Source organism: Microlunatus kandeliicorticis, assembly GCF_014137855.1.
In the GTDB taxonomy this organism is placed as follows: Bacteria; Actinomycetota; Actinomycetes; order Propionibacteriales; family Propionibacteriaceae; genus Microlunatus; species Microlunatus kandeliicorticis.
Genome location: NZ_JACGWT010000001.1, coordinates 25,211 through 44,466, shown reverse-complemented (window position 1 = coordinate 44,466; position 19,256 = coordinate 25,211). Strand labels below are relative to the sequence as shown.

The window sequence follows — 19,256 nt, the reverse complement described above, 5'->3', positions numbered from 1 at the left end:
GGTCACGACCGGCGCCGAGCGGCGCGGGCAGGACCACGATGAGGCATGGACCCGATCCGGGCTGGACGCGTCGCGGTGGCGCTGGCGTCGGCGGCGGTGCTCCTGACCGCCTGCGCGACGCAGGAAGCGGACGGACCGGTGATCGAGGCGCCCCGCACCGCCGACGCTGCCGTGCACCCGCACTGGTCCGGCTGCCGGGCGGTCGGCTTCGCCCGCGACCGCACCGACGGGCCACCGGCGGCCGGCAACGTCCCCGCGACCTTCCGGCCGACGACGGTGGTCTGGTGCGCCACCTCGGAGCAGCTCCTGAGGCACGTCGGCACGGCGCCGAACCGGGCGCTCGAACGGCACAGCCGCGACGTGCGCGCGGTGCTCGGCTATCTCGCGCTGCCCAGCCTCACCTTCGGACCCGGAGCGCAGGCGGTCTGCCCGGCCGCGGGGATCGCTCCCACCTGGCTGTTCCTGCTCGACGCCGACGGCCGCTGGGTGGTCCCGAAACTGCCCACCGACCCGTGCGGCGCTCCCCGCAGCCGGGCGGGCGGGCGGGCGGCGCCGTGGACGACGCTGAGCTACACCGACCGGGTGCTGTGCACCTTCCGGCCGAGCGGGGACGGGCTTCGCTGCCGCTGAGCGCTTCGACGGGCTCAGCGAGCGTCATCCGCGCTTCGACAGGCTCAGCGAGCGTCACCCGCGCTTCGACGGGCTCAGCGAGCGTCACCACGCGCTTCGACAGGCTCAGCGAGCGTCACCAACCGCTTCGACAGGCTCAGCGCACGTCACCAACCGCTTCGACAGGCTCAGCGCACGTCACCACGCGCTTCGACAGGCTCAGCGCCCGGAATAAGAAGTTCAGCGAGCGTCAGCCGGTGGAGGCGCGCGGAACCAGCCGCATCGGCATCAGCTCGCGGCCGTGGTGCGGACGGCCGGCGATGGCGTCGAGCAACAGCTCGGCGGCACGGCGGCCGAGCTCCTCGAGCCGCAGGTCGACGGTGGTCAGCGGTGGTCGGCTGGCCAGGGCCATCACGTCCCAGTCGTCGAAGCCGGTGACCGCCACCCGCTCCGGGACCGCGACGCCGAGCTCGCGCAGCCGGTCGCAGGCCCCGCGGGCGATCTGGTCGCTGCCGCACATGATCGCGTCGAAGCCGAGGTCGGCGTCGGGGTCGGCCAGATCGCGGGTCCGGAGCAGCACGTCCACCGCCTGCCTGCCCCAGGCCTCGCTCCACTCCCCGAACAGCGTCGGGGCGGCCAGCCCCAGCCCGGCGTCGGCCAGCGCGCGCTGGGCCGCCTCGGCGCGCTCGGTCGAGCTGTGCTGGTGCGGCCGACCGCCGACGTGGACGATCCGGCGCCGACCGGTGGCCAGCAGGTGCTCGACCACCAGCCGCGCGCCGTGGGCGTCGTCGGGGAAGACGGAGGCGTCGTCGGGGTCGGTGGACGGCGAGAACGCGTAGACCACCGGGATGTCGCTGCCGCCCAGGTCGACCGGCGGCCGCGGGTCGGTGGTGCGGCCGGTGACGATCAGCCCGTCCACCCGGCGGGCCAGCATCGACTCGACCAGGAAGACCTCGCGGACCGGGTCGCGGCGGCTGGTCGCCAGCAGGGCGGCCATCCGGCCGGCGGCGAGCGCGCTCTCGGCGCCGAGCATGACCGGGATCGAGAACCGGCCGGCCGAGTCGGCACTGAGCAGCCCGACGGTGTAGCTGCGGCGCGCCGAGAGCCAGCGCGCGTCCGGGTCGGGGACGAAGCCGAGCCGGTCGGCGGCCTCGCGGACCCGCGCCCGGGTGCTGTCGCGGAGCGCGCCGGTGTTGTTGAGCGCTTTGGAGACCGTGCCCGGCGAGACCCCGGCCAGGGCGGCGACGTCGGTGATGCGCACCGGGCGACCCGTGGTGGTCATCGGCCCTCCCGCCCGCTTGGTTCCAGCCTGTTTCCGGGTTTCGGACGATCGTAGGCGATTGACGGCCCGAGGAGCCGGGTCTACGGTGAGGAAAACGCGTTTCCTGCGTTTCCAGATCGGCCACGAAGTCACCGGACGGAGTCGTCTCATGACCACTGCGGGTCCCGCCGCCCCCACCAGCACCGCTCGCGTCCACTGGCGGCCGCTGGCTCCGGACCGGGCCAGCGTCACCGCCGGGCTGTGGGCCGACCGCATCCGGGCCAACGCCGACGCCGCGATCCCGGCCGGGCTCAAGCAGCTCGAGGAGGCCCAGAACCTGCACAACCTGCGGGTCGCCGCGGGCGAGGAGGAGGGCGACGTCATCGGCCCGATCTTCGCCGACTCCGACGTCCACAAGTGGCTGGAGGCGGCGGCCTGGGAGTACGGCCGCAGCCACGACGAGGACCTGCTCGCCTCGATCCTCCAGATCACCCGGACCCTGGCCGCGGCCCAGGCCGAGGACGGCTATCTCGACTCGGTCGTCCAGGTCCGCGAGCGCGAGCGCTACCGCAAGCTCGAGTGGAGCCACGAGCACTACTGCGCCGGCCACCTGATGCAGGCCGCGGTCGCGCTGGTCCGCACCTCGGGTCGCACCGAGCTGCTCGACGTGGTGGTCAAGCTGGCCGACCACCTGGTCGCCACCTTCGGCACCGAGGACGGCAAGTACGACTTCGTCGACGGCCACCCGGTCGTCGAGATGGGGCTGGTCGAGCTCTACCGCGAGACCGGCACCCAGGCCTACCTCGATCTGGCCCGCTACTTCGTCGAGGCCCGCGGCCGCGGGTTGCTGGCCACCCACGGCGTCGAACCGACCTACTTCTCCGACCGGGTGCCGGTCCGCGAGCAGACCACGGTCGAGGGCCACGCCGTCCGCGCGGTCTACCTGGCGGCCGGCGCCGCCGACGTGGCCGCCGAGACCGGCGACACCGCGCTGCTCGAGGCGCTCGGCACCCAGTACGCGGCGATGGCCCGCGGCAAGCAGTACGTCACCGGCGGGCTCGGCGCCCGCTGGGAGGGCGAGGCGTTCGGCGACGACTTCGAGCTGCCGGCCGACCGCGCCTACGCCGAGACCTGCGCAGCGATCGGCGGCGTCCAGTGGGCCTGGCGGATGCTGCTGGCCACCGGTGAGGCGTCCTACGCCGACCAGGTCGAGCGGATGCTCTACAACGGCTTCCTCTCCGGCGTCTCGCTGGGCGGCACCGAGTACTTCTACGTCAACCCGCTGCAGCTGCGCACCGGCGCGCACGCCGACGAGAACCGCAGCCCGGCGCACGGCCGGCGCGGCTGGTTCTCCTGCGCCTGCTGCCCGCCGAACGTGATGCGGACCTTCGCCAGCTTCACCGGCTATCTGGCCACCAGCACCGACACCTCGGTCCAGCTCCACCAGTACGTCCCCGGCACCGTCGACGACCCGCGCACCGGGCTCGGCGTCGAGGTCGCCACCGACTACCCGTGGGACGGGTCGATCGCGCTGACCGTCACCGCCGCCCCCGACCGCGAGATCGCGCTGAGCCTGCGGGTCCCGGCCTGGGCGGAGGGCGCCACCCTCGACGGCCGGCCGGTCGAGGCCGGCGCCTACGCGACCGTGACCCGGACGTTCGCGGTCGGCGAGGTGGTCCGGTTGGAGCTGCCGATGGCGCCGCGCTGGACCGCCGCGCACCCGCGGGTCGACGCCGTCCGCGGCTGCCGGGCGCTCGAACGCGGCCCGCTGGTCTACGCGCTCGAGCAGAGCGACCAGCCCGACGGCGTGGTCGTCGACGACATCGTGGTCGACCCGGACGCCGAGCTCGGCGTCGAGCACCGCCCCGACCTGCTCGGCGGGGTCCGGGTGATCACGCTGCGGGAAGCGTCCGGCGCGACGCTGACCGCGATCCCCTACCACGTCTGGGCCAACCGCGGCCCGCAGGCGATGCGGGTCTGGCTCCCGGTGGCCTGAGCCGGATCCGGAGCGACGAAGGAGGTCGGACAGTGTTGTCCGCACAGGTTCCCGCCCACACGAGGCTGTCCCGACGACGGTTGCTCGCCACGGCCGGCGCCCTCGGCGCCGCCGGGGCGACCGGGCTGCTGTCCGGCTGCGGTGGCGCCCTCCCGGTGGTCGACACCGCGGCGTCGGGCTTCGGCCAGGGCGGCAGCGGCCTCGTCGAGGTGTGGTGCCGCTCGGCCACCCAGACCGGGATCCAGTTCATGGCCGACGCATTCAACGCCGCCCAGCAACGGATCCGGGTGCGGGTGACCCCGATCCCCGACACCCAGTTCGTCACCAAGCTGGCCACCGCGATCCGCGGCCGGCGGGTGCCCGACCTGGTCGACTTCGACGACATCAACTCGACCCTCTTCGCCTACCGCGGTGCGTTCGCCGACGTCACCGACCTGATCAAGCAGCTGCCGGGCGCCGACCAGCTGAGCCCCGGGCACCTCGCGCTGGCCACCAAGGACGGCCGCAACTATGCCGTCCCGTTCCTGGCCGACAACTCGGTGCTGTTCTGCAACACCGAGCTGTTCGAGAAGGCCGGCGTCGATCTCGAGGCCAGCACCACCGACTTCGAGGGGCTGCTCGAGGCAGCCCGCAAGATCACCGCGCTCGGCGGCGGCGTCAAGGGCTGGACCTATCCGGGCAACAACTCCGGCGCCTGGGGGTTCACCGCCCAGCCTCACATCTGGGCCGCCAAGACCGACCTGATCAAGGGCACCGTCGGCAACCAGACCGGCAACGTCGAGGGCAACGAGGCGGTCCGCGCGACGCTGAACTTCCTACAGGCGTTGTGGCAGGAGAAGCTGGTCCCGCCCGGCAGCTACGCCGACGACGCCTCGACCTGGGGAGCCGACTACGCCGCCGGCACGATCGGGATGTTCCCGGCCAGCTACGGCGTGGTGGTGCCGAAGGCGAGCAAGGAGACGCTGGCCCGGACGAAGATCGTGCTGCTGCCCGGGCCGACCGGCGGCCGTTCCTTCTTCGACGGTGGGAACAACCTCTGCCTGCTCAACGGCGCCAGGAACGCCTCGGCGGCCTGGGAGTTCGCCGCCTACGCCGTGGCGGTGCCGCAGCAGACCAAGCTGCCCGACGGTGGGTACACGCCGGTCCGGGCCGACGTGGTCACCGACACCTTCCGGCGCGAGCACCCGTTCGCGGTGCCCACCCTGCTGGAGCTCGACAAGGGCTACGCCCCGACGAGCCTGGCCTACAACGTGCTCTACAACCAGAGCGACGGCCCGTGGCTGACCATGCTGCGCCGGGCCGTCTTCGACGGACAGACGGAGGCGGCGATGGCGCAAGCCCAGGTCAGCTACGACCGGCTGCTGCAGCAGGCCCAGGCATGAGCACCGCGACCGCCGGCCGCGCGGCAGCCCCGCTCGCCGGCCCCGACGGCGGGCCGGCCACCCGCCCACGCCGCCGGGGCGATCAGCCGAGGTCGCTGACCCACCGGCCGCTGACCGGACTGCTGCTGGTCACCCCGGCGGTGTTGTTCGTGCTGGTGCTGGTCTTCGTCCCGCTGCTCGCCGCGATCGGGATCTCCTTGACCAACTTCCCGCTGATCGGCTCGTATCGGTTCATCGGGCTGCGCAACTACCTCTCGGCGCTCACCGACCCGGCCTTCGGTCAGGCGATCCTCTACACCCTGCTCTACACCGCGATCGTCACCGGCCCGATCCTCGTGCTCGGCTATCTGCTGGCGGTGATGATCCGGGCCAACCGGCGTTGGGTGAAGGTGCTGCGCACGGTGTTGTTCATCCCCTACGTCGTCGGGCTGTCGACGCTGAGCTTCCTGCTGGTGCTCGAGGCGCAGCCGGGCAGCGGTGCCGTCAACGTGGTGTTGCAGAGCCTGGGGATCACCGACGGCCAGACCGCCTGGCTGGTCGACGGGCCGCTGGCCACCGCACTCATCTGCGTGCTGGTGGTGTGGGGGGTCTCCGGGCTGACCATGGTGCTGCTCATGTCGGGCATGCAGGGGATCCCCACCGACGTGTACGAGTCGGCCGAGCTCGACGGCGCCGGGTGGTGGCGCACCGAGCGCTACGTCACCCTGCCGCTGCTGCGGCGGACCATCGCACTGAGCGTGATCATCTCGGTGATCGGCAGCTTCCTCGCCTTCACCCAGTTCTTCATCCTCACCCAGGGCGGGCCCGGGTCGGCCACCACGACGGTGGTGATGGCGATCTACAAGAAGGCGTTCGTCCAGCTGCAGCTGGGCGCCGCGACCGCGATGTCGTTGTTGCTGGTGATCATCATCGGCCTGGTCACCGCGGTGCAGTTCTGGCTGCTGCGAGAGAGGGACTGAGATGAGCGCCACCAGCTTCACCGGGATCGAGCGCGACACCCGGACCAAGCAGGTCCTCTACGTGGCGGGCGGGCTGATCGCCGTCCTGGTCTTCGCCGTCCCGCTGGTCTTCGCCCTGCTGCGCTCGCTGCAGCCGAACACGGTGATCACCGCCGCGCCTGACGCGAAGACGTTCTTCGACCTGAGCCTGGCCAACTTCTCCGGCCTGCTGGGGAACCCGGCGCTCGGCCGCTCGGTGCTCAACAGCCTGGTGGTCTCGCTCGGCACGGCGGTGCTGACCGCAGCGGTCGCGCTGTTCGCCGGCTACGGGTTCGCCAAGTTCCGGTTCCGGATGAGCAACGCGCTGTTCGGGCTGATCGTGCTGACCATGATGGTGCCCTTCCAGGCGATCCTCACCCCGCTCTACCTGGAGCTCAACGCGTTCCGGCTGACCGACAGCCTGCTCGGGCTGGTGCTCTTCTACACCACGGTCAACCTGCCGTTCGGGATCTTCGTGATGCGCAACAGCTTCGCGGCGATCCCGAAGGAGCTCGAGGACTCCGGGCACGTCGACGGGGCGGGCACCATGCAGACGCTGTTCTCGGTGCTCTGGCCACTGGTGCTGCCCGGCGTCGCGACCACCGCGCTGTACGCGTTCCTGGTCTCGTGGACCGAGTTCCTCGGCGCCCTGACCTTCATCACCGACCCGGACAAGTACACCCTGCCGGTCACGCTGGCCAACCTGCAGCAGGGCACCTACGGCCAGGTCGACTTCGGCCTGCTGGCCGCCGGCGCCGTGGTGGCGATGATCCCGTGCGTCATCCTCTACGTCGCGCTGCAGCGCTTCTACGTCAAGGGCCTGACCTCGGGTGCGGTCAAGGGCTGAGGCTCACTTCAGTCCCTTGGCCTTGCCCCAGTCACCCAGGGCCTTGATCATCTTCACCACGGTCGGGTCGGTGTGCGGCGCCTTCCGCCAGGAGGCGGTGGTCTTCCACAGCGCCTGGTCGGCGGCGTCGGGCTTCGCGGGTGGCTTGGGCTTGGGCGGGATCACGAGGTCCTTTCCGGTCAGGGTCTTGTAGGCCTTCGTGAGCGCGGCGAGGTCGACCCCGGCCTGGAAGGACTTGCTGCCGAGGTGTTCGGGCCAGATGGTGACCCAGGCCTCGTCGACCTGGTGCTGGCGGAACCGCTCGGTGAAGCGGGTCGGGGTGGCCCAGGTGATGAAGCGCTCGTCGTCGGCGGCGGTGTACCCGAGCCCGTAGACGGCGTGCCGGCCGACCACCGGCGACTTCGGCTTCCAGTCCCACGGCTTGCCCGCGGTGAAGGCGTCCTCGTTGGCCTGGGTGACGGTGACGCCCCAGGAGACGCCACCGAAGATCGCCACCGCGGCCTCGAGCTCCTCGCGCTGGGTGATGTCGACCTGGGCGAAGGCGACCGACTTCACCCCGTCGGCGCCACCAGTCTTGTGCAGGTACTCGGCCAGGGTCTGCATGACCATGCCCTGGTCGTCGTCGGAGCCGTAGCCGTGCGGTCCGTTGCCGGGCCGGAAGCCCGGGTTCTGCGACCGGTAGACCTTCCAGACCATCGCCTGGGTGGGATAGCCGGCCTTACCCAGCGCGGTGCTGACCGCCCGGCGCTCGTTGGCCCAGCAGACCGCCGCGCAGTCGCCGGCGGCGTCGTTGCCGAGCATCTTCCAGTTCTTCATCCTGGCGCCGTGGTCGACGGCGTCGGGGTGCTTCGGCACCGTCCCGGTCAGGAAGCTGGCCAGCCGGAGCGCCGGGGCCTGCTTGGCCGGACGGCGTCCGTACCGCCCGACCGCCGGTGGGCTCGTGCCCTCGACCATGTCGCCCCCCTGTCTCCTCGGGTGTCCGGAGTCGGCAGCCTAGGGACCCCGCCGCTGCCGTGGCGTCAGTCCGCAGGGGGATCCGCCGGTCCCGGACGGATGATCAGGCCCAGCTGACCGAGGACGCGGCCGATCGGGCGAACCCGTCAGCCGTTCGTGACCTCCGCGCAGGCGGCGAGGAAGAGCGCCTCGGACCGGCAGGCCCGGCCGAAGTCGCCGAGGTGCAACGACTCGTCGGCGCCGTGCATCCGGCTGTCCGGGTCGCAGACCGCGGTGACCAGCACCGTCGCGTCGGGGAACCGCTGCTGGAAGTCGGCGACCATCGGGATCGACCCGCCCTGGCCGACGAACACCGGCTCGACCCCCCAGGCCTGCGCGAACGCGCCTCGGGCGGCCTCGGCGTACGGCCCCTCGAAGGGGATCCGCGACGGCTCGCCGTTCTCGCCCGGGGTGGCGGTGAGCTGCGCGCCCCACGGCACGTGCGCCCGCAGGTGGTCGATCACCGCGGCGGTGGCCCGGGTGGCGTCGTCGCCGGGTGCGAGCCGGATGCTGATCTTGGCCCGGGCCGCGGCGACCAGGGTGTTCGAGGCCTGCGCGACCGGGGTGGCGTCGAGCGCGATCACAGCGATCGCCGGCTTGGTCCAGAGCCGCTCGACCACGCTGCCCTCGCCGAGGTAGTCGACGCCGTCGAGGACGCCCGACTCGGCGGCCAGCCGCTCCGGCGGGTAGACCAGGTCGGGGCCCGGCTCGGCGTGCAGACCCGGGACGGCGACGTTGCCCCGGTCGTCGTGCAGGCAGGCCAGCAGCCGGCACATCGCGGTCAGCGCGTCCGGGGCGACCCCTCCGTACTGGCCGGAGTGCAGCGCGTGGTCGAGGGTGCGGAGCTCGACGTACACCTCGGCCAGTCCGCGGAGCGTGGTGGTGAAGGCCGGCGTGCCGACCTCCCAGTTCCCCGAGTCGGCGATCACGTAGACGTCGGCGGCCAGCAGGTCGCGGTGCTCGTCGATCAGCGTCCGCAGCGTCGGTGAGCCGATCTCCTCCTCGCCCTCGATGAACAGGGTCACCCCGACCGGCGGCTTCCCGTCGAAGGCGCGCAGTGCGGCCAGGTGGACGGCCAGCCCGCCCTTGTCGTCGGCGATCCCGCGCCCGAACAGCCGGTCGCCGCGACGGTCGGCGGTGAACGGATCGCTCCCCCAGAGCGCACGGTCGCCGGTGGGCTGGACGTCGTGGTGGGCGTAGAGACAGACCGTCGGCATCCCTGCCGGGGCCGGGTACCGGGCGATCACCGCGGGCTGTCCGCCCTCGGCAGCGACCACCCGGACGTCCGGGCAGCCGGTGTCGCGGAGCAGCCCGGCGACGGCCTCGGCGGACCGGCGGACGTCGTCGGCGCGGGCCGGGTCGGCGCTGACCGACGGGATCGCCACCAGCCGCTCCAGATCGGCCACCACCCCCGGCAGGACGGTCTCGACGGCCTCGGTCACGGTGGAACTGGTCACGGGCTGACAGCCTACGGAGCCGCCGTCCGTGGGCGTGTCGGGGATCCGGCCGGGTGGTCGCGGTCAGATCCCCGACGCGAGCGGTCGTCTGCCGGATCAGCAGCGCGGACAGCGGTCCGGCGTCCCGTCCCAGCCGAGCCGGTGGAGCACCGAGCCGACCTCGGCGGCCACCGCGCACGGCCGTCCGGTGACGTCGGACCAGCCGTAGCGGAGCGTCACCAGCCCGTCGCGGAGCGCACGGTTGTCGCGCCGCATGTCCCGGAATCGACCGGCGCCGTCGTGCCCGATCCGGCCGTCGAGCTCGACCAGCAGCCCGAAGGCGGCGTAGAGGACGTCGGCCACGGTGCCGGCGCGCCGCACCTGCCGCAGGCCGGCGGGCAGCCCGTGCGCCCGTTCGACGTCGCGGAGGAACCGGCGCTCCAGCGGGCTCTGCGTCCCGGTCGCGACGTCGTCGAGGACGTCGCCGAGCAGCGCCCGGTGCCGCAGCAGCGAGCGGCGGCCGGCCGCACGGCGGAGCTGGCCGGCGGTGACCACCCGCCGTTGGACCGCCGTGGTCACCAGGTCGGTCAGCCGGTCGGCGCCCGTCTCCTCGACCAGGTCGAGGACGACGTCGGTGGCCCGGATCCGTGGTGGGTGGCCGGCCGCGCCGGTGCCGCGCACACCGTGCCGGTCGACCCGGAACCGCCAGCGGTACGGCGGGGGCGGTTGCCGGGTGGGCGCGTCGGCCGGGCTCCACACGACGATCTCGTCGGGGGCCGCGTCGACCAGCCCGATCAGGTGCGCGGCCGCGGCGCCCCCGAGCCGGGCCCTGTCGCCGGCGACCAACAGCCCGGTCCAGGCCAGGGTCAGCCACTCCGGTCGGGGCGTGGTGCTGACGATCCCCTCGGTGAGCCGGCACCAGCGTCCCTCCGCGACGAGCCTGGCCAGGGCGTGCCGGCTGAGACCGAGGCCGAGGACCTGTTCGCGGCTGAGGGCGGACGGCTGGGCCTCGGCGAGCCGGAGCAGGGCGGGTGACGGGATCTGGCGTGGGTGCATGTCTGCACCGCGGGGAGGTCGGCCCTCGGCGTGTCGGCGTCGTCCACAGGGCCCGACCCCGGCGCGTCGGGGAACCGGCCGGGTGGACGCGGTCAGATTCCCGACGCGAGCTCGGAGAGCACGGGCGGCAGCACGAGCAGCAGGACGCCGACCAGGACGCACAGCCAGTCGCGGCGACGCCAGGGCGACGGCAGCGCGAACGTCCGGCGGTGGACCGCGGCGAACCCGCGGGCGTCCATCGAGAGCGCGGTCTGCTGGGCGGTCCGCAGCATCCCGACCAGCAGGGCGACGGTCAGCGAGGCGACGTGCCGGACCCGCCCGGGCAGCGAGCGGCCCGGGGCCAGCCCGCGGACGGTGCGGATCTCCTCGAGGCGGCGCCAGTCATCGGCCAGCCGGTCGAGCCGGAGCAGCGACGAGGTCGCGGCCACCACCACCCGGTGCGGCAGGTGCAGCCGCTGGGCCAGCGCGTCGCCGAGTGCGCTCGGTCGCAGGCAGCCGAGCACGAGCGCTCCCGGCACCACCAGACAGCCGATCCGGGTCGCCTCGCGGGCAGCCAGCCGCCACGCCTCGGCCGAGAAGGCGTCGAACCGGCTGAACACCAGCGCCGACCAGGCCACCGACGCCGCGGCCAGCACGACCGGGATCAGCCGGGCCAGTCCGCGCACCCCGGACCGCCGGTAGGGCACGGCCAGCGGTGACAGCACCGCGCTCACCAGCAGCACCGCCAGCCCGACCCGCCAGTCGACGACGAAGAACGACCCGATCGCCGCCCCGACCCCGACCAGTAGGGCGGCCAACGGGTTGCACCGGGACAGCGGGGGGTCGGTCGGGTCGTCCACCGGCCCCGGGACGTGGTCGGGCCGGCTGGTCAGGGGGGTCGCCACGGCCGGCTCCCCGAGCCGGAGCACCCGGTCGGCGCGGTCCACCACCAGCGGGTCGTGGGTGCTGACCAGCACCGTGGTGCCCTCGGACCGGGCCAGCTCGACGACCGCCTGCACCGCCGCCCAGGTCTGCCGGTCCTGACCGACGGTCGGTTCGTCGAGCACCAGCACCGACGGCCGGTGGACGACCGCGGCGGCCAGCGCCAGCCGACGCTGCTCGCCGCCGGACAGCTCGTACGGGTTGGCCCGGGCCAGCCGCGCCAGCCCGAGGCGCCCGAGCACCGCCGTCGCCCGTCGCCGGGCGGCGGCCAGCGCCGCCGGGTCGTCGGCGTGCAGCACGGTGCTGGTGGCCAGCACCTCCTCCTCGACGGTCCGCCGGGTCACCGTCTGCTCGGCGTGCTGCGGGACCCAGCCGACCGGACGGTCGAGCACGACCCGCCCGGACGCCGGAGCCTGCAGCCCGGTCAGGGTGCGGAGCAGCGTGGTCTTGCCCGACCCGCTCGGCCCGGTCAGCGCGACCACCTCGCCCGGTGCCGGGACCAGATCGAGACCCGCGACGACCACCCGGCCGGTGGCGACGCCGCGACGGTCCTCCGGGGTTGGCGCGCGGACGGTCAGGTCCTCGGCCACCAGCCCGCCGACGGCTCCGCGCGCCGGCGGCGAGTCGTCCTCGACCCTGAGCACCGGGACGTCCGGGGCCGGTGCGCCCGGCAGCCAGAGCCCTGCGTCGAGCAGCGCCGGTGTCCGGGTGGCGAGCACCTCGGCGACCGGTCCGTCGGCGACCAGACGTCCCGTGCCGTCGAGCACCACCAGCCGGTCGCAGAGCCCGAGCCAGCCGTCGAGCCGGTGCTCGACCACGACCAGACCGAGCCCGAGCTCGTCGGCGCCCCGGGCGACCGCAGTGCGGACCGCCGCCGCGCTCGCCGGATCGAGCATCGCCGTCGGCTCGTCGAGCAACAGGTACGCCGGGTCGAGAGCGAGCGCCCCGGCCAGGGCCAGCCGCTGGGTCTCGCCGCCGGAGAGGGCGTCGACCCGGTGGGCGGCCGGGTAGGGGAAACCGACCCGGTCGAGCGCCCGGGCCGCGCCGGCGAGCACCTCGGGGCGCGGGCGGGCCCGGTTCTCCGGGCCGAACGCGACGTCGCGGCCGGCGTACTCGGCGACGGTGGCGGCGGTCGGGTCCTGGAGCAGCAGCCCGACCGCGCCGGGCCGGTCGGCGGGCGCGCCGTCACCGAGCCGGACCTCGCCGGTCTGCTCGCCGAGGCTGTCGTCGAGCAGCCCGGCCAGCGCCCGCAGCAGGGTCGACTTGCCGGCCCCGCTCGGCCCGGCCAGCAGCACCCGCTCGCCCGGCTCGATCCGGAGGTCGATCCCGCGCAGGGTCGGCTCGCGCCGCCCGTGCGGCCGCCAGCTGAGCCCGGCGGCCACCAGGGGCGCACCGGCACCGACCGGGACGACCGGCGGCGCGGCCTCGTTCAGAGTCGTCGGGCCTCGGCCCGCTCGCGACCGACCGGGAAGGGGGCGAGCGCGCCGGTGCCGGCCAGCGCCCTCGTCAGCACCCAGCCCAGCAGCCCGCCGAGCACCATCCCCGACAGACCCATGGTGATCGCGTACAGGCCGGCCCACCCGGCCGACCAGGACGGGTAGTAGGTCGCCCACTCGAACGGGGTCTCGAGCAGCCCGGCCAGCAGCCCCCCGAGCGCGGCCGGCAGCCAGCCCCACCGGCGGTAGGCGAAGATCAGGAAACCGAGCTCGACCCCGAGGCCCTGGATCAGCCCGGAGCCGAGGGTCAGCAGCCCCCACTGACCGCCGAGCAGCGGCTCGACGCTGGCCGCCACCACCTCGGCGAGCAGCGCGGCGCCGGGACGGCGGGTGACCAGGGCGGCGACCACCGCGGGCAGCCACCAGAAGCCGCCGAGCAGTCCGGAGACCGGCGGCAGCGCCTTGGTCAGCGGGTCGACGAGGTTGTAGACCTGCCCCCAGCCGATGAAGATCACCCCGAAGGCGACCCCGATCATGGCGGTGGTGATCAGGTCGACCGTCCGCCAGCGGAACCGGCTGCGGGTTGGTGCGGCCGGGCGAGTGGTGTGAGTACTGGTCACGAGCGTCCTTCCTCGGTGTGGAAGGGGAACCAGCCCGGGACGCACCCGGACCGGTTCGAGAATCCCGACTCCCTACGCCGGTGTGAACCGGATCAGGTTCGAGGGTCTGCGCCTGCGCGCACTCTCAGCGCCCTGCTCCCGAAGGACCGGGGGCGCTCCCCTGTCGTCGGCCACACTCTAGCCCCGGGGCGCACCCCACCCAACCGCCCGGCCCGCGCCCGGGAGTCACGGGAGCACGGGGACTCAGACGGGGACTCAGACGCCGAGGGCCTCGGGGATCGTCGCCTGCCAGCGCGCCCGCAGCTCGTCGAGGGGGATGGAGAAGCTGCCGCTCACCACGTACGCGCCACCGCGCTCGCCGACCCGGCCGAGCCGGGTCGTCGGCACCTGGTGGGCGGCGGCCGTCCGCTCGAGCTCGTCGACCCGGTCCTCGGGCAGCGAGACGAGCACCCGGCCGGTGCTCTCGGAGAACAGCTGCACGAACGGGTCGACGCCCTCGCGGAGCACCACGTCGACCCCGAGGTCGTGCCGCAGGCAGGCCTCGGCCAGGGCCTGCGCCAGCCCGCCGTCGGACAGGTCGTGCGCGCTGCGGAGCAGCCCGGTGCGCGCCGCGCCGACCAGCAGCTCGGCCAGCCGCTGCTCGTGGTCGAGGTCGAGCGACGGCGGCCGCCCGCCGAGATGATCATGGATGACCGAGGCCCAGGCCGAGCCGTCGAGCTCGTCGCGGGTCTCCCCGAGCAGCACCACCGCGTCGCCGGGCACCGCGAACCCCATCGGGGTCCGGCTGGTGACGTCGTCGATCACGCCGAGCACCCCGACCACCGGGGTGGGCAGGATCGCCGTGGTGCCGGTCTGGTTGTAGAAGCTGACGTTGCCGCCGGTCACCGGGGTGCCGAGCGCGCGGCAGCCGTCGACCAGCCCGCGGATGGCCTCGGTGAACTGCCACATCACCGCCGGGTCCTCGGGCGAGCCGAAGTTGAGGCAGTCGCTGACGGCGACCGGACGGGCGCCGCTGACCGCCACGTTGCGGTAGGCCTCGGCCAGCGCGAGCTGGGCCCCCAGATAGGGGTCGAGCAGCGCGAACTTCCCGTTGCAGTCGGTGGCCAGCGCGACCCCGAGCCGGGTGTCCTCGTCGATCCTGATCATGCCCGCGTCCTCGGGCTGGGCCAGCACCGAGTTGCCGCGGACGTAGCGGTCGTACTGGTCGGTGACCCAGGACTTGTCGCACAGGTTGGGCGAGGCGACCAGCCGCAGCACCTCGTCGCGCAGCTCGTCGCCGCCGGTCGGACGGCGCAGCCCGCCGGTCCCCCGGCTCTGCACCTCGTCCTGCCACCCGGGCCGGGCGTACGGACGCTCGTAGACCGGTCCCTCGTGCGCGACGGTCCGCGGGTCGACGTCGACGACGGTCTCGCCGTGCCAGTCGATCACCAGCCGGCCGTCGCCGGTGACCTCGCCGACCACGGTGGCCAGCACGTCCCACTTGCGGCAGATCTCCAGGAAGCGGTCGACGTCGCCGGGCTCGACCACGGCCATCATCCGTTCCTGGCTCTCGCTCATGAGGATCTCCTCGGGCGCCAGGGTGGGATCGCGGAGCGGCACCAGGTCGAGGTCGACGTGCATGCCGCCGTCACCGGCCGCGGCCAGCTCGCTGGTGGCGCAGGAGATCCCGGCGGCCCCGAAGTCCTGGATGCCGGTGACCACCCGGGCCGCGAACAGCTCGAGGGTGCACTCGATCAGCAGCTTCTCCATGAACGGGTCGCCGACCTGCACGCTGGGACGCTTGCTCGGCTTGGTGGCGTCGAAGCTCTCCGAGGCCAGGATCGAGGCACCGCCGATCCCGTCGCCGCCGGTGGCCGCGCCGTAGAGGATGACCTTGTTGCCGGCCCCGGTCGCCTTGGCCAGGTGCAGGTCCTCGTGCCGCAGCACGCCGACGCACAGCGCGTTGACCAGCGGGTTCCCGGCGTAGCTGCGGTCGAAGACCACCTCGCCGCCGAGGTTGGGCAGCCCGAGGCAGTTGCCGTAGCCACCGACGCCGGCCACCACGCCGGGCAGCACCCGGGCGGTGTCGGGGGCGTCGAGCGGACCGAAGCGGAGCGGGTCCATCACCCCGACCGGGCGGGCGCCCATGGCCAGGATGTCGCGGACGATCCCGCCGACCCCGGTGGCCGCACCCTGGTAGGGCTCGACGTAGCTCGGGTGGTTGTGCGACTCGATCTTGAAGGTGACCGCGTAGCCCTGGCCGATGTCGATCACCCCGGCGTTCTCGCCGATCCCGGCGAGCAGCTTGCCGACCGGGGTCTCCTGGCTGAGCTCGCCGAACCGGCGCAGGTGCACCTTGGACGACTTGTACGAGCAGTGCTCGGACCACATCACCGAGTACATGGCCAGCTCGGCCGAGGTGGGACGACGGCCGAGGATCTCGCGGATCCGGTGGTACTCCTCGCCGCGGAGCCCCAGCTCGGCCCAGGGCTGCTCCTGGTCGGGGGTCTCGGCGGCGTGCTGCACGGTGTCGGCCACGCGGTCACGCTACCGGAGCGGGCCGCCGCTCAGCGGTCGCGACCGCGACCCGAACGGCCCCGCCGAGGCTGCCGGTCGTGCCGGTGCAGCGGGTCGGGCGCGGTCCGGTGGACCGGCGATCCGGACCGGGCGGCGCGGCTCCGCTCGGGGTTGCCGGCCGGCAGCGGGACGCCCGCGAGCTCGTCGAAGGCGAGCCCGAAGGCGGCCGCGACCGCAGCCGCCGTCCCGACCAGCCAGACGCTGATCCCGCCGTCGTTGAGCACCGTGCCGAGCACCGCCACGCCGAGCACCGCGATCATGGTCGGCCGCAGGGTGCCGTACCGGTCGGCGGGGATCCGGGGCAGCAGCACCCGGAAGATGATCACCCACAGGGCCGCGCCGATCAGCAGCGAGCCGATGCCGAGCGGGCTGATCATGGTCTGCACCGAGGTGACCGCCTTGCGGATCACCACCGAGCTGGCGTCGCCGTCGATCACCCGCTGGACGAAGTTGCCCAGGTGGCTGCGCTTCCCGGGCCCGCGGAGCCAGTCGAGCACCGAGATCGCGGTGATCGCCACCACCGCGGCGACCGCGATCAGCAGCAGCTTGCGCCAGGTGACCCGAAGCCCGGAGACCACCAGGGCGAGCCAGAGCACGACCGGGGTCATCGCGATCACGCCGCCGAAGTCGGTGCCCATGGTCGGCCAGCCCTCGCAGACGATCTGCAGCGCCCCGACCAGCGCCACCGCGACCACCGCGGCCGCCCGGTGCGGACGGTGGTGGTGCAGGAACCGGTGCGCCAGATAGCCGGCCAGCACCAGCGCGGGGACGGCGTAGGCGGCGAAGGTCACGTTGCCGAAGCCGTACCAGCGGCCGCCGTAGACCGGGCGGGAGTTGAGCATCGACCCCGGCTCCATCGGCCCGCCGAGCGCCGCCTCGACGGTGAACGCGGCCACGGTGAGCGCCGCTCCGGCCACCGCGACCGGCCAGCGGGTCCAGCGGGCCAGCGCGAGCGAGGCGGCGGCCAGCGCGAGCGTCCAGCCGAGCGAGGCGACGGTGAGCACGAGGGCGGGGTGGGCGGCGTCGTACCAGGGGAACGCCCCGGGCAGCATCATCCCGGCGGTCCAGACGCAGGCGATCGCCCCGCCGACCCGGACCAGCCGCCAGACCCGGCGGACCGCCGCGACGACGATCGCGGCCAGGATCAGCGCGCCGATCGCCCCGTTGGCCAGGTAGCCGGTGATCACCGCGTACGACAGCGCGTCGAACCGGTGCACCAGGGTGTCGACCACCGCCGGGCTCATCGGCTGCTCGTCCACCTGCAGCGGCGAACCGTCGACGCCGTCGGGGACGGCGGCGTCGGCGCCGCCCGGCCCGGTCCGCCCGGCGAACACGGCCAGCGTCGCGGTCAGGTCGGTGAGGTCGACGACGCCCTCCCGTCGGGTGCTGTCCGAGGTCAGCACCCCCGGGAGCGTGGTGCCGAGCCGGTAGATGACGCCGAGCTCCTCGCGGTCGGCCGGGTCCACCGGCCCGATCCCGGTGACGATCGTGGTCACCCCGCTGCGGGCGGCGAGGGCGCGGACCAGCCGGTCCGACGTCGCCCCCTGCGGGCCGGCGTCGACCAGGGTGAGCGGGCAGGTCAGCCGCTGCCCGTCGGCGCTGAACTGCGCCAGCGTCCGGTAGTCGGGCACCGAGCCGTCCGGACGGGCGGCGGCCAGCGCGGCACCGGGACCGACCGCGGCGACGCACCCCGACGCCGAACCGGCCAGGGTGCCCATCCGGACGTCCCCGAACCGGGCCTCGGCCGCGGCCACCCGGGCGGGCCAGTCGGCGATCTGGCCGTCGACCACCCGGGGGTCGCAGAGCGAGGCGACCGCGGCCCGGCGGCCCGCGCCGAGCGTCGTCCACCCGGCGGCGGCGCACGCCCCCCGGTAGCGGCCGCGGGTGGCGATGGTCCCAGCCTGCACGTCGCCCGCGTGGGCGGTGACCACGGCGCGGTCGGCGGCGTCGAGGCCGGTCATCCCCTCCACGCCGACGACCACCACCTGCGAGGTGTAGATGGTCGTCGGTGTCGGCGGGTCGTCGGTGGGGACGGCGACCCGGAGCAGCACGAAGACGGCGCCGAGCGCGAGCACCAGCACCGTGGTCCAGCGGCCGAGCGGCCAGCGCCGGCGGGCCACGTCAGCGGCCACCGGCGCCGGCCGGCTCAGCCGGCCAGCGCGTGCAGGTGCTGGATCGCACTGGTGAAGAAGGCCAGCCCGTCGGTGCTCGGCCCGGTCAGCGGGTCGACGTTGTGCTCGGGGTGCGGCATCAGCCCGACGACGTTGCCCCGCTCGTTGCAGATCCCGGCGATGTCGCGGTAGGAGCCGTTCGGGTTCCGGTCGAGATAGCGGAACACCACCCGATCCTCCGCCTCGAGCCGGTCCAGGGTCTGCTCGTCGGCGACGTAGTGGCCCTCGCCGTTCTTGAGCACGATGGTGATCTCCTGGCCGCGAGTGAACGCCGAGGTCCAGGTGGTGTCGTTGGTCTCGACCCGGAGCCGCTGGTCGCGGCAGACGAACGTCCGGCTGTCGTTGCCGATCAGTGCGCCGGGGAGCAGGTGGGCCTCGCAGAGGATCTGGAAGCCGTTGCAGATGCCCAGCACCGGGACGCCGCGGCCGGCCGCCTCGACCACCGAGGTCATGATCGGCGCGAACCGCGAGATCGCCCCGCACCGGAGGTAGTCGCCGTAGGAGAAGCCGCCGGGCAGGATGATCGCGTCGACACCGTCGAGGCTGTCGCTGCCGTGCCAGAGCGCGACCGGCTCGGCCCCGCTCAGCCGGACCGCGCGCAGCGCGTCGACGTCGTCGAGCGAGCCCGGGAAGGTGACGACCCCGATCTTCGGGCTCACGCCGGCTGCCCCTGGGCCGCCGCCTGCTCCTGGGTCTCGACCGAGACGGCGAAGGTCTCGATCACGGTGTTGGCCAGCAGCGTCTCGGCGGCCCGGCGGATCTCGTCGAGCCGCTCGTCGGTCACCTCGCCGTCGACCTCGATCTCGAACCGCTTGCCCTGCCGCACCGCGAGCCCGGCGAAACCGAGCCGCTGCAGCGCCCCGGTGACCGCCTTGCCCTGCGGGTCGAGGATCTCGGGCTTGGGCATCACGTCGACCACCACACGCGCCATGGCCCGATCCTAACGGCGCCCGCGGCGTGGGCCGGCAGCCGAACGCGGGGTGAGCCGTGGCGGG

Annotated in this window: 15 protein-coding genes and 1 riboswitch; of the genes, 5 read left to right on the top strand and 10 right to left on the bottom strand. The window is 73.8% G+C overall.

The features are described from left to right. Positions 1 to 45 precede the first annotated feature (45 nt). On the top strand, positions 46 to 630 hold the full coding sequence (locus FHX74_RS00200; RefSeq protein ID WP_182558101.1) for a hypothetical protein: 585 nt from the start codon (positions 46 to 48) through the stop codon (positions 628 to 630). Positions 631 to 859: 229 nt separating this feature from the next. Here the strand turns inward: FHX74_RS00200 and FHX74_RS00195 are convergent, their stop codons facing one another. Beyond that, complete coding sequence (locus tag FHX74_RS00195) at positions 860 to 1,891, bottom strand: LacI family DNA-binding transcriptional regulator (protein ID WP_182558100.1); 1,032 nt, start codon at positions 1,889 to 1,891, stop codon at positions 860 to 862. Positions 1,892 to 2,039: 148 nt separating this feature from the next. Between FHX74_RS00195 and FHX74_RS00190 the strand changes: the two genes are divergently transcribed. The 4 genes from FHX74_RS00190 to FHX74_RS00175 are packed head-to-tail and all read left to right on the top strand — an operon-like array spanning position 2,040 to position 7,072. Continuing rightward, the gene (locus FHX74_RS00190) at positions 2,040 to 3,866 is read left to right on the top strand and encodes a glycoside hydrolase family 127 protein (protein ID WP_182558099.1); all 1,827 of its coding nucleotides are present in this window, start codon (positions 2,040 to 2,042) and stop codon (positions 3,864 to 3,866) included. A gap of 32 nt (positions 3,867 to 3,898) precedes the next feature. Next, positions 3,899 to 5,248: an ABC transporter substrate-binding protein gene (locus tag FHX74_RS00185; RefSeq protein ID WP_220483350.1), complete on the top strand. Its 1,350-nt coding sequence runs from the start codon at positions 3,899 to 3,901 to the stop codon at positions 5,246 to 5,248. Further along, positions 5,245 to 6,207 (top strand): carbohydrate ABC transporter permease, encoded by a 963-nt coding sequence (locus tag FHX74_RS00180; RefSeq protein WP_182558098.1) that lies wholly within the window; start codon positions 5,245 to 5,247, stop codon positions 6,205 to 6,207. The genes FHX74_RS00185 and FHX74_RS00180 overlap by 4 nt, the downstream gene beginning before the upstream one ends. Position 6,208: 1 nt before the next feature. Further along, complete coding sequence (locus FHX74_RS00175) at positions 6,209 to 7,072, top strand: carbohydrate ABC transporter permease (protein WP_182558097.1); 864 nt, start codon at positions 6,209 to 6,211, stop codon at positions 7,070 to 7,072. Between the two features lie 3 nt (positions 7,073 to 7,075). Here FHX74_RS00175 and FHX74_RS00170 read toward each other — a convergent pair whose 3' ends face one another. The 9 genes from FHX74_RS00170 to purS all read right to left on the bottom strand — a co-directional run bounded on the left by FHX74_RS00170 (position 7,076) and on the right by purS (position 19,192). Next, positions 7,076 to 8,026, bottom strand: a complete 951-nt coding sequence (locus FHX74_RS00170; protein WP_182558096.1) for a hypothetical protein — start codon at positions 8,024 to 8,026, stop codon at positions 7,076 to 7,078. Between the two features lie 146 nt (positions 8,027 to 8,172). Beyond that, on the bottom strand, positions 8,173 to 9,522 hold the full coding sequence (locus FHX74_RS00165; RefSeq protein WP_182558095.1) for a dipeptidase: 1,350 nt from the start codon (positions 9,520 to 9,522) through the stop codon (positions 8,173 to 8,175). 96 nt (positions 9,523 to 9,618) lie between these two features. Further along, positions 9,619 to 10,557, bottom strand: coding sequence for a type IV toxin-antitoxin system AbiEi family antitoxin domain-containing protein (locus FHX74_RS00160; RefSeq protein ID WP_182558094.1), 939 nt, complete (start codon positions 10,555 to 10,557; stop codon positions 9,619 to 9,621). A 92-nt stretch (positions 10,558 to 10,649) separates the two neighbouring features. Next, complete coding sequence (locus FHX74_RS00155; RefSeq protein ID WP_182558093.1) at positions 10,650 to 12,860, bottom strand: ATP-binding cassette domain-containing protein; 2,211 nt, start codon at positions 12,858 to 12,860, stop codon at positions 10,650 to 10,652. A 47-nt stretch (positions 12,861 to 12,907) separates the two neighbouring features. Continuing rightward, entirely contained in the window at positions 12,908 to 13,534 is a 627-nt protein-coding gene (locus FHX74_RS00150; protein ID WP_328823539.1) for an ECF transporter S component, read from the bottom strand. A 52-nt stretch (positions 13,535 to 13,586) separates the two neighbouring features. Continuing rightward, a riboswitch (TPP riboswitch) is annotated at positions 13,587 to 13,706 on the bottom strand. 83 nt (positions 13,707 to 13,789) lie between these two features. Next, a complete protein-coding gene (gene purL, locus FHX74_RS00145; protein WP_182558092.1) occupies positions 13,790 to 16,051 on the bottom strand; it encodes a phosphoribosylformylglycinamidine synthase subunit PurL in 2,262 nt (753 codons plus the stop codon). Positions 16,052 to 16,080: 29 nt separating this feature from the next. After that, positions 16,081 to 18,222 carry a hypothetical protein gene (locus tag FHX74_RS00140; RefSeq protein WP_182558091.1) on the bottom strand — a complete coding sequence of 714 codons (2,142 nt, stop codon included), beginning with the start codon at positions 18,220 to 18,222 and terminating at the stop codon, positions 16,081 to 16,083. Positions 18,223 to 18,236: 14 nt separating this feature from the next. Beyond that, a complete protein-coding gene (gene purQ / locus FHX74_RS00135) occupies positions 18,237 to 18,920 on the bottom strand; it encodes a phosphoribosylformylglycinamidine synthase subunit PurQ (RefSeq protein WP_182558090.1) in 684 nt (227 codons plus the stop codon). Beyond that, the gene (purS, locus tag FHX74_RS00130) at positions 18,917 to 19,192 is read right to left on the bottom strand and encodes a phosphoribosylformylglycinamidine synthase subunit PurS (RefSeq protein ID WP_182558089.1); all 276 of its coding nucleotides are present in this window, start codon (positions 19,190 to 19,192) and stop codon (positions 18,917 to 18,919) included. Before purS ends, purQ begins: the two co-directional genes overlap by 4 nt. Between the last annotated feature and the right edge of the window lie 64 nt (positions 19,193 to 19,256).

Excerpts from the sequence above, each read along its gene's own strand:
- FHX74_RS00195 (WP_182558100.1), bottom strand. The coding sequence starts at position 1,891 with ATGACCACCACGGGTCGCCCGGTGCGCATCACCGACGTCGCCGCCCTG.
- purS (WP_182558089.1), bottom strand. The coding sequence starts at position 19,192 with ATGGCGCGTGTGGTGGTCGACGTGATGCCCAAGCCCGAGATCCTCGAC.
- FHX74_RS00190 (WP_182558099.1), top strand. The coding sequence starts at position 2,040 with ATGACCACTGCGGGTCCCGCCGCCCCCACCAGCACCGCTCGCGTCCAC.
- FHX74_RS00160 (WP_182558094.1), bottom strand. The coding sequence starts at position 10,557 with ATGCACCCACGCCAGATCCCGTCACCCGCCCTGCTCCGGCTCGCCGAG.
- FHX74_RS00170 (WP_182558096.1), bottom strand. The coding sequence starts at position 8,026 with ATGGTCGAGGGCACGAGCCCACCGGCGGTCGGGCGGTACGGACGCCGT.
- FHX74_RS00180 (WP_182558098.1), top strand. The coding sequence starts at position 5,245 with ATGAGCACCGCGACCGCCGGCCGCGCGGCAGCCCCGCTCGCCGGCCCC.
- FHX74_RS00175 (WP_182558097.1), top strand. The coding sequence starts at position 6,209 with ATGAGCGCCACCAGCTTCACCGGGATCGAGCGCGACACCCGGACCAAG.
- FHX74_RS00200 (WP_182558101.1), top strand. The coding sequence starts at position 46 with ATGGACCCGATCCGGGCTGGACGCGTCGCGGTGGCGCTGGCGTCGGCG.